At 64.1% G+C, this 7,150-nt stretch carries 8 protein-coding genes and 1 pseudogene; 7 read left to right on the top strand and 2 right to left on the bottom strand.

Annotated features, from left to right (window positions below; all coding sequences use genetic code 11):
- Positions 1–113, top strand: a pseudogene (locus tag AB7F41_RS16960) (IS110 family transposase); the annotation flags it as partial.
- A gap of 18 nt (positions 114–131) precedes the next feature.
- On the opposite strand, the gene rpoH reads toward AB7F41_RS16960, so the two are convergent.
- Both rpoH and AB7F41_RS16950 read right to left on the bottom strand, forming a co-directional pair.
- Positions 132–1,016 (bottom strand): RNA polymerase sigma factor RpoH, encoded by an 885-nt coding sequence (gene rpoH / locus AB7F41_RS16955; RefSeq protein WP_428385971.1) that lies wholly within the window; start codon positions 1,014–1,016, stop codon positions 132–134.
- A gap of 216 nt (positions 1,017–1,232) precedes the next feature.
- Positions 1,233–2,750, bottom strand: a complete 1,518-nt coding sequence (locus tag AB7F41_RS16950) for a helicase HerA-like domain-containing protein (protein WP_428385969.1) — start codon at positions 2,748–2,750, stop codon at positions 1,233–1,235.
- Between the two features lie 156 nt (positions 2,751–2,906).
- On the opposite strand from AB7F41_RS16950, the gene AB7F41_RS16945 reads away from it, so the two are divergent.
- The 6 genes from AB7F41_RS16945 to AB7F41_RS16920 form a co-directional block, all read left to right on the top strand.
- Positions 2,907–3,260 carry a hypothetical protein gene (locus AB7F41_RS16945; protein ID WP_428385967.1) on the top strand — a complete coding sequence of 118 codons (354 nt, stop codon included), beginning with the start codon at positions 2,907–2,909 and terminating at the stop codon, positions 3,258–3,260.
- Positions 3,261–3,335: 75 nt separating this feature from the next.
- The gene (locus AB7F41_RS16940; protein ID WP_428385966.1) at positions 3,336–3,980 is read left to right on the top strand and encodes an SCO family protein; all 645 of its coding nucleotides are present in this window, start codon (positions 3,336–3,338) and stop codon (positions 3,978–3,980) included.
- A gap of 110 nt (positions 3,981–4,090) precedes the next feature.
- Positions 4,091–4,858, top strand: a complete 768-nt coding sequence (locus AB7F41_RS16935) for a M48 family metallopeptidase (protein ID WP_428385973.1) — start codon at positions 4,091–4,093, stop codon at positions 4,856–4,858.
- Positions 4,855–5,376, top strand: coding sequence for a DUF3280 domain-containing protein (locus AB7F41_RS16930; RefSeq protein WP_428385964.1), 522 nt, complete (start codon positions 4,855–4,857; stop codon positions 5,374–5,376). Before AB7F41_RS16935 ends, AB7F41_RS16930 begins: the two co-directional genes overlap by 4 nt.
- 15 nt (positions 5,377–5,391) lie before the next feature.
- Positions 5,392–6,384, top strand: a complete 993-nt coding sequence (locus tag AB7F41_RS16925) for a bifunctional enoyl-CoA hydratase/phosphate acetyltransferase (RefSeq protein ID WP_428385962.1) — start codon at positions 5,392–5,394, stop codon at positions 6,382–6,384.
- A gap of 69 nt (positions 6,385–6,453) precedes the next feature.
- A protein-coding gene (locus AB7F41_RS16920; RefSeq protein ID WP_428406713.1) for an IS5 family transposase occupies positions 6,454–7,150 on the top strand; the annotation gives its coding sequence in 2 pieces (ribosomal slippage) (positions 6,454–6,795 and positions 6,798–7,150; 695 coding nt annotated over the 2 pieces). This gene is flagged as partial in the annotation.

Raw genomic sequence — 7,150 nt, 5'->3', positions numbered from 1 at the left:
CCGGAAAGCCCGCCAAAGTCGCCATCACCGCCGTAATGCGCAAGCTCGTCGTCCTTGCCAACGCCCTCCTACGAAAAAACCGTCCCTGGGCCGAAGACGCTCCTTGCGCATAACGGATACTCTAGCGCCGGCTACATCGCCGGCGCATGCGTCGACTCGATGCGCGCGACGCCGTCGCGCACCGCCGCCTGCACCTTTTCGAAGGCGCGCACTTCGATCTGGCGCACGCGCTCGCGCGAGACGCCGAATTCCTCGGACAGCGTTTCGAGCGTGACAGGGTCGTCAGAGAGACGCCGCGCCTCAAAAATGCGCCGCTCGCGCGGATTGAGCACGTCCAGCGCGCCGCGCAGCGCCTTCAGACGATTGTCGCTTTCCTGCTGGGCGGCGAGCAGATGCTCCTGATCGACGCTGTCGTCGACAAGCCAATCCTGCCATTCGCCTTCGCCCTCTTCGCGCAGCGGCGTATTCAGCGAAGCGTCGCCGCCCATCCGGCGGTTCATCTCGATGACGTCCTGCTCGGACACGCCGAGCCGATGCGCGATGATCTTGACGTTCTCAGGCTTGAGATCGCCTTCCTCGAACGCGGAGATGCGGCTCTTCGCCTTGCGGAGGTTGAAGAACAGCTTCTTCTGGCTCGCCGTAGTGCCCATTTTCACGAGCGACCAAGAGCGCAGAATATATTCTTGAATGGACGCGCGGATCCACCACATCGCATAGGTCGCGAGTCGGAAGCCGCGTTCGGGCTCGAAGCGTTTGACCGCCTGCATCAGACCGACATTGCCTTCAGAGATGATCTCGCCAATGGGCAGGCCATAGCCGCGATAGCCCATGGCGATCTTCGCCACGAGCCTGAGGTGCGAGGTGATCAGCTCCTGCGCGGCCTTTGGGTCTTCGTGCTCGCGCCAACGCTTGGCGAGCATATATTCCTGCTGCGGCTCCAGCATTGGAAACCGCCTGATTTCAGACAGATAGCGGGAGAGGCCGTCTTCTGAAACGATGGGCAAGGCATTCGCCATACTTCCCTCCTGACGAACCCCCGAACGTGGCGGGTCCGCGATGCGCGATCACAAACGCCGACCGCGACAGGAGGTCATTATAGGGCGCCCCCCAAGGGCTGGAAAATGACGATTGCGTGAAGGGATGCTAAAGCGCGGATTAAGTTTCAGCAATGTGAATGACGCGCGCAGTAAAGAGCGGTCACGCCAACAGTCCAAATGGACGATGACGCATCGTTACTTTGTCATGCCGCCGAGCACGCCGCGTAGAATCTGGCGCGCGATCTGCGTGCCGGCGGAGCGCGCCGCCGATTGGATCGCGGCGCGCGCCGCAAGTTCCGCCGGCGACATGCGCTTCTTGTCGCCCTTGCCGAAGATCCCGCCCAACAGGCCGCCGATCGTCCCGAGCAGACCGCCGCCGGCGCCGCTTTCGGACTCGCCCTTCCCGGCGTTCGACTGCAGCCTTTCGAAGGCGGACTCGCGATCGACCATCGTGTCGTATTTCCCCGCGAATATGCTCGCGGCCATGATCGCTTCGCGCTCCTGCGGCGTGATCGGTCCGACGCGCGCGGCGGGCGGCGCGATCAGCGCGCGTTCGACGATTTCGGGCGTTCCCTTGGCGTCGAGCATCGAGACCAGCGCTTCGCCGACGCCAAGCTGCATGATCGCCTCGGCTTCCTCGAGCGCGCGATTGTCGCGAAAGGTTTCGGCGGCGGCGCGCACCGCCTTCTGATCGCGCGGCGTAAAGGCGCGCAGCACATGTTGAATGCGGTTGCCCAGTTGACCCAGCACCGTATCCGGCACGTCGATCGGATTTTGCGTGACGAAATAAACGCCGACTCCTTTCGAGCGGATGAGACGCACGACCTGCTCGATGGCGGACAGCAGCGCCTTTGGCGCGTCGTTGAACAGAAGATGCGCTTCGTCGAAGAAAAAGACGAGCTTTGGCTTGTCGAGATCGCCGACTTCCGGAAGAGTCTCGAACAATTCGGAAAGCATCCAAAGAAGGAAGGTCGCGTAGAGCCGCGGCGCGCGCATCAGCCGGTCGGCGGCGAGAATATTGATGACTCCGCGGCCGTCGCGGTCGACGCGCAGGAAGTCCATAATGTCGAGCGCCGGCTCGCCGAAGAATTTGTCGCCGCCCTGGGTCTCGAGCACCAGCAGCTGCCGCTGAATGGCGCCGACGCTCGAAGGCGCCACATTTCCGTATTTCGTCTTATATGTCGCGGCGTTCTCGGCGACATGCGCGAGCATCGCGCGCAGATCCTTCAAATCGAGCAGCAGCAGGCCCTGTTCGTCCGCCACCTTGAAAACAATATTCAGAACGCCCTCTTGCGTGTCGTTGAGGTCAAGCAAGCGAGAGAGCAGCATCGGCCCGATTTCGGAGATTGAAGCCCGGACAGGGTGTCCCTGCTCGCCGAAGACGTCCCAGAAGGCGACGGGAAACCGGTCGGGCTCGTAGGGGACGCCAATCTCCTTGGCGCGGGCGACAAAGGGCGCCTGGCTCTGGCCCGGCTGCGACAGCCCTGCAAGATCGCCTTTGACGTCGGCGAGAAAAACCGAAGTTCCTGCGTTGGAGAAACCCTCGGCGAGCAGCTGCAGGGAAACGGTCTTGCCGCCGCCGGTCGCGCCCGCAATCAAGCCGTGGCGGTTGCCGAACGCCAGCAGAAGGTAGCGATAATCATGCGGCTTGCCATGCTGCATGCTTGCGCCGACGAGGATTTTGCCTGGAACGGCGGCTGGAGTCTCGCTCATGGTGAAAGCGCTTTCACAATCAGGAATCGGAATGGGCGTCACGCTACACCATTGACGCAGGATGCGCATATCCGGCGCTACAGAACGGCTCAGCTCGCGAGAGCGCTTGGCGAACGCCAAAGGGCGAGATAAGTTCCCCGCCCGGGAGAACGTCCAATGAAGCTACGCTTGGCGATGATCGGCGTCGTCGCCGCCGGCGTCGGCGTCGCGCAGACGGCCGGCGCAACGAAGCTGCGGTTGACGCCAATTAAGCTCGCGCAAACCGTCAATCTGGAGAATCAGCGCCCCGTGTCGCTGAAGAGCTTCGAGATCGTGATGGCGGCGAAAGACAAGTCGCCGGAGACTATCGTCGGCAAGCTCGACGGGCCGCTGGCGGCCGGCGCCCGCGCGCAATTTCCGCTCATCGGCGCCAAGGGCTGTCTGTTCGAAGCGCGCTGGACGTTCGACGACGCGAAGGATTCGGGCGACGTGGACTTATGCAATGACGCTCATATAGTTTTCGCAGACTGATCCTTCTTCGTGGACCGCCTCGCGGATCCGCTGCGGCGATGCGCCGCCCATGACAACAATCGCAGGAAACGCACGATGGCCAACGGATCCAAGGGTGGCGCAAAGGGAGTGAAGCGCGGCGGCAAGAGCGCGCAGTCTGCGAGCGGACCAAGCGTCTCGAAGCCGCTGCTGATCGGCGTTGGCGCTGTTTTCGCCGCCGTGTTCGCCGCCTTCGTCTTTTTCACCAGCGGCAAGCCCGCGTCGACGGAGAACATTGGCGGACCGTTCCAGCTCACCGCGCAAACGGGGCAGCCGGTGACCGATCAGGATTTCCTGGGTCGTCCGTTTCTCGTTTTTTTCGGCTATACACATTGTCCTGACATTTGCCATACGACGCTGTTCGAGATGTCGGAGATCCTGAAGGCGATGGGGCCCGACGCCAAGGTCGGCGCGCTGTTCGTCACCGTCGATCCGGAACGCGACACGCCCGAAGTCCTCAAGGACTATCTCTCCAATTTCGATCCGCGCATCATCGGCGTCACGGGTCCGCGCGCATCGATCGATCCCGTGCTGCGCGAATATCGCATCTTCTCGAAGCGCGCGCCCGGCAAGGACGAAGACTATTCCGTCGACCACACCACCGTCGTTTATCTGATGGACAAGAACGGCCGCTTCGTCAGCCCGTTTAATGTCTCGCGACGCCCGGCCGAGGCCGCGCGCGAGCTTGAACGCTATCTGTAGCGCCGTCGCCGCGTCGCAGAGCGTCAAAAGAGCAACGCAAGAAAAATATTTCGTCGGGCCGAAATTTTCGAACTCGCGACTCATATGGCCTTTGCGCTAGCATGGGCATCATGCTTCGACTCCTGCGCGAAGGACCGACGCCAGTTGGCGGCGCGTCGATTCTCACATTGGTTCACGCTGGCGAAACAATTCTCGTCACCTTGCGTCGCTCGCAGAATGCGCGGCGCTTCACCTTGCGCGTGCGCTTCGCCGCCCGCGATGCGGTGCTGACCATGCCGCGCCGCGCGTCGCTGCGCGATGCGCGCGCGTTCGCGCAGCGCCATGCCGCCTGGATCGCGGCGCGTCTCGACAGGCTGCCCGAAACCATCCCCTTCGCGCATGGCTCGGTCGCGCCGCTGCGCGGCGTCGATCATGTGATCGCGCATCATCCGGACCGCCGCGGCGTGACCTGGATCGAACCGAGGGGCGACGCCGAGATCCCTTTCGCGCTGTGCGTCGCCGGTCAGGCGGCGCATGTGCATCGTCGCGTGCAGGATCATTTCAAGCGGGAGGCGCGCAGCGACCTCGAGCAAGCGGTGGCGCGCCACGCCGCCGCGCTCAGTCTTCCGCCGCGCGGGGTCGGTCTGCGCGATCCGATCAGCCGATGGGGATCGTGTTCGGCCTCGGGCGCGCTGAACTTCTCCTGGCGGCTGATCATGGCGCCGCCCTTCGTCCTCGATTATCTCGCCGCGCATGAGGTTGCGCATCTCGTTCATCTCGACCATTCGCCGCGGTTCTGGAAACTGACTCGGCGGCTTTGCGCCGACACGGACCGCGCTGAATCCTGGCTCTCCGCCCATGGCGCGCATCTGCACAAATATGGAGCCAAGGCGCGATGATCGGACGCCGCGGCCTGCTCGGGCTGGCGCTGCTCCTGCCGCTGGCCGGCGCGGCGCCGGCGGTTGCGGAAGAGCCGCGCGCACGTCTCCTTGTGCTCGATTTTGAGCTGATCGACACGTCGAACGAGCCGGTCGATCAAACCGCGGAACACGCAAGAAGACTGGCGCGCGCGCGTGACGATCTCGCCGCGGGGCTCGCCGCGCGGCGCGTCTATGACGTCGTCGACCGGACGGCGATCGCTGCGGATCTCGACGCGATTCTCAAACAGACCTACATTCGCACCTGCAACGGCTGCGAACTGTCGCTCGCCAGAAAGGCTGGCGCCGATCTCGTTCTCACGGGCGTCGTCAACAAGGTCAGCACGCTTATTCTCAGCATGGGCGTTTCAATCACGCGCGTTTCCACGGGCGAACTGATCTATCATCAAGGGTTCGATTTTCGCGGCGACAATGACCAATCCTGGGCGCGCGCGACGAAATTCCTCGTCGACCGCATCGCCCGCCATCCGCCGGTTTGAGCAAAGGAGGCGCGTATGAGCGAGAGCGCTGGCTGTGAACCGACGACGACGTCGCGCCCGCCGTGGTCGATGGTGGCGCAGGCCCGCGTGCGCGGCGCGCTGCTCGACGCGCTCATGCGGCAGGCGCAGGCGCTGCCGCCCATCCGCATGGGCGTCGTTCACCCCTGCGACGGGCGCTCGGTCGAAGGCGCGATCGCCGCGCGTGATCGGGGCCTGATCGTCCCGACATTTATCGGACCGCACGCAAAGATCGAGGCCGCCGCGCGCGCGAGCGGCGTCTCGCTCGACGGCGTCGAGATCGTCGACGCGCCGCACAGCCACGCCGCCGCCGATCAGGCCGTGGACCTCGTGCGCCGCGGCCGGCTGCACGCGCTGATGAAAGGCGCGCTGCATACGGACGAGGTGATGGCCGCCGTCGTCCGCGAGGGATCGGGACTGCGGACGGACCGGCGGATCAGCCATGTCTTCGTGATCGACGCGCCGAGCTACCACAAGCTGCTGCTCGTCACCGACGCGGCGATCAACATCGCGCCGACGCTCGACATGAAGCGCGACATCGTGCGCAATGCGGTCGATCTTGCCCATGCGATCGGCATCGAGCGGCCGAAAGTGGCGCTGCTGTCGGCGGTGGAGACGGTCGAGGGCAAAATTCCCTCGACGATCGAGGCGGCGGCCCTCTGCAAGATGGCCGACCGCGGGCAGATCGCCGGCGCCGACCTTGACGGTCCGCTCGCCTTCGACAACGCGATCTCGCGGGACGCGGCCCTCGCCAAGAACATCGATTCGACGGTCGCCGGCGACGCCGACATTCTCGTCGCGCCCGATCTCGAGGCGGGCAATATTCTGGCGAAGCAGCTGGTCTTTCTCGGCGGCGCCGACACCGCGGGGCTGGTGCTCGGCGCGCGCGTGCCGATCGTGCTGACGAGCCGCGCCGACGACGTCGATTCGCGCGTCGTCTCTTCGGCGCTGGCGCAGATTTTCACCCACCGGCCGCGCGCCGCGCCTTAGGTCGTGTGGACTCTAAGGGTTCCAATTTAGGCGCAAATCAGATTCAAGGCTGCCTTTGGGGAGGCGGCCTTGGGTGTGATGGATCGACTGGTTTTGACCGATGCGGCTTGGGAGCGGATGGCGCCGTTGATCATAGGCCGGCCCGACCAGAAGGGGTCGACCGGCCGCGACAACCGGATGTTTGTAGAGGGCGTATTGTGGATCGTGCGCACGGGCTCTCCCTGGCGTGATCTTCCAGAAGCGTTTGGGGATTGGAACAGCGTGTTCCGGCGTTTCAGTCGATGGAGCCTCAAGGGGGTCTGGTGGCGAATTTTCGAGGCGATGTCCGATGATCCGGACTTCGAATATCTCATCGTCGACTCCACCATCGTCCGGGCGCATCAGCATGCCGCCGGGGCGAAAAAGGGGGGCCTGAAGATCAGGCGATTGGTCGCTCGCGCGGCGGCTTGAGCACCAAGATCCATATGGCCGTTCGCGGCTTGGGATGCCCTGTGCGGTTCACGCTGACCGCAGGTCAGAAGGGCGATGCGCCGCAAGCCGCCGCTTTGATCGAGGGATTGCCTGCGGAGGTCGTCATGGCCGATGCCGCCTATGACGCCGATCACTTGCGTCACGTCATCGCCGCCAAGGGGGCGCGCGCCGTCATCCCCAACAACCCGTCGCGTGCGATCAAATATCCGCTCGACAAGAATCTCTACGCCCAGCGACAGCTCGTCGAATGTTGCTTCTCAAAACTCAAGCAGTTCCGCCGCGTCGCAACCCGTTT

This window comes from Methylocystis sp. (assembly GCF_050251305.1).
GTDB lineage: Bacteria > Pseudomonadota > Alphaproteobacteria > Rhizobiales > Beijerinckiaceae > Methylocystis.
Note: the sequence above shows the minus strand (reverse complement) of the source record. Positions and strands in the feature narration are given on the sequence as shown.

What these genes read in the sequence shown, in the direction of transcription:
- AB7F41_RS16930 (WP_428385964.1), top strand. Translation starts at nt 4,855, where the DNA reads ATGATCGGACGCCGCGGCCTGCTCGGGCTGGCGCTGCTCCTGCCGCTG.
- AB7F41_RS16925 (WP_428385962.1), top strand. Translation starts at nt 5,392, where the DNA reads ATGAGCGAGAGCGCTGGCTGTGAACCGACGACGACGTCGCGCCCGCCG.
- AB7F41_RS16940 (WP_428385966.1), top strand. Translation starts at nt 3,336, where the DNA reads ATGGCCAACGGATCCAAGGGTGGCGCAAAGGGAGTGAAGCGCGGCGGC.
- rpoH (WP_428385971.1), bottom strand. Translation starts at nt 1,016, where the DNA reads ATGGCGAATGCCTTGCCCATCGTTTCAGAAGACGGCCTCTCCCGCTAT.
- AB7F41_RS16935 (WP_428385973.1), top strand. Translation starts at nt 4,091, where the DNA reads ATGCTTCGACTCCTGCGCGAAGGACCGACGCCAGTTGGCGGCGCGTCG.
- AB7F41_RS16945 (WP_428385967.1), top strand. Translation starts at nt 2,907, where the DNA reads ATGAAGCTACGCTTGGCGATGATCGGCGTCGTCGCCGCCGGCGTCGGC.
- AB7F41_RS16950 (WP_428385969.1), bottom strand. Translation starts at nt 2,750, where the DNA reads ATGAGCGAGACTCCAGCCGCCGTTCCAGGCAAAATCCTCGTCGGCGCA.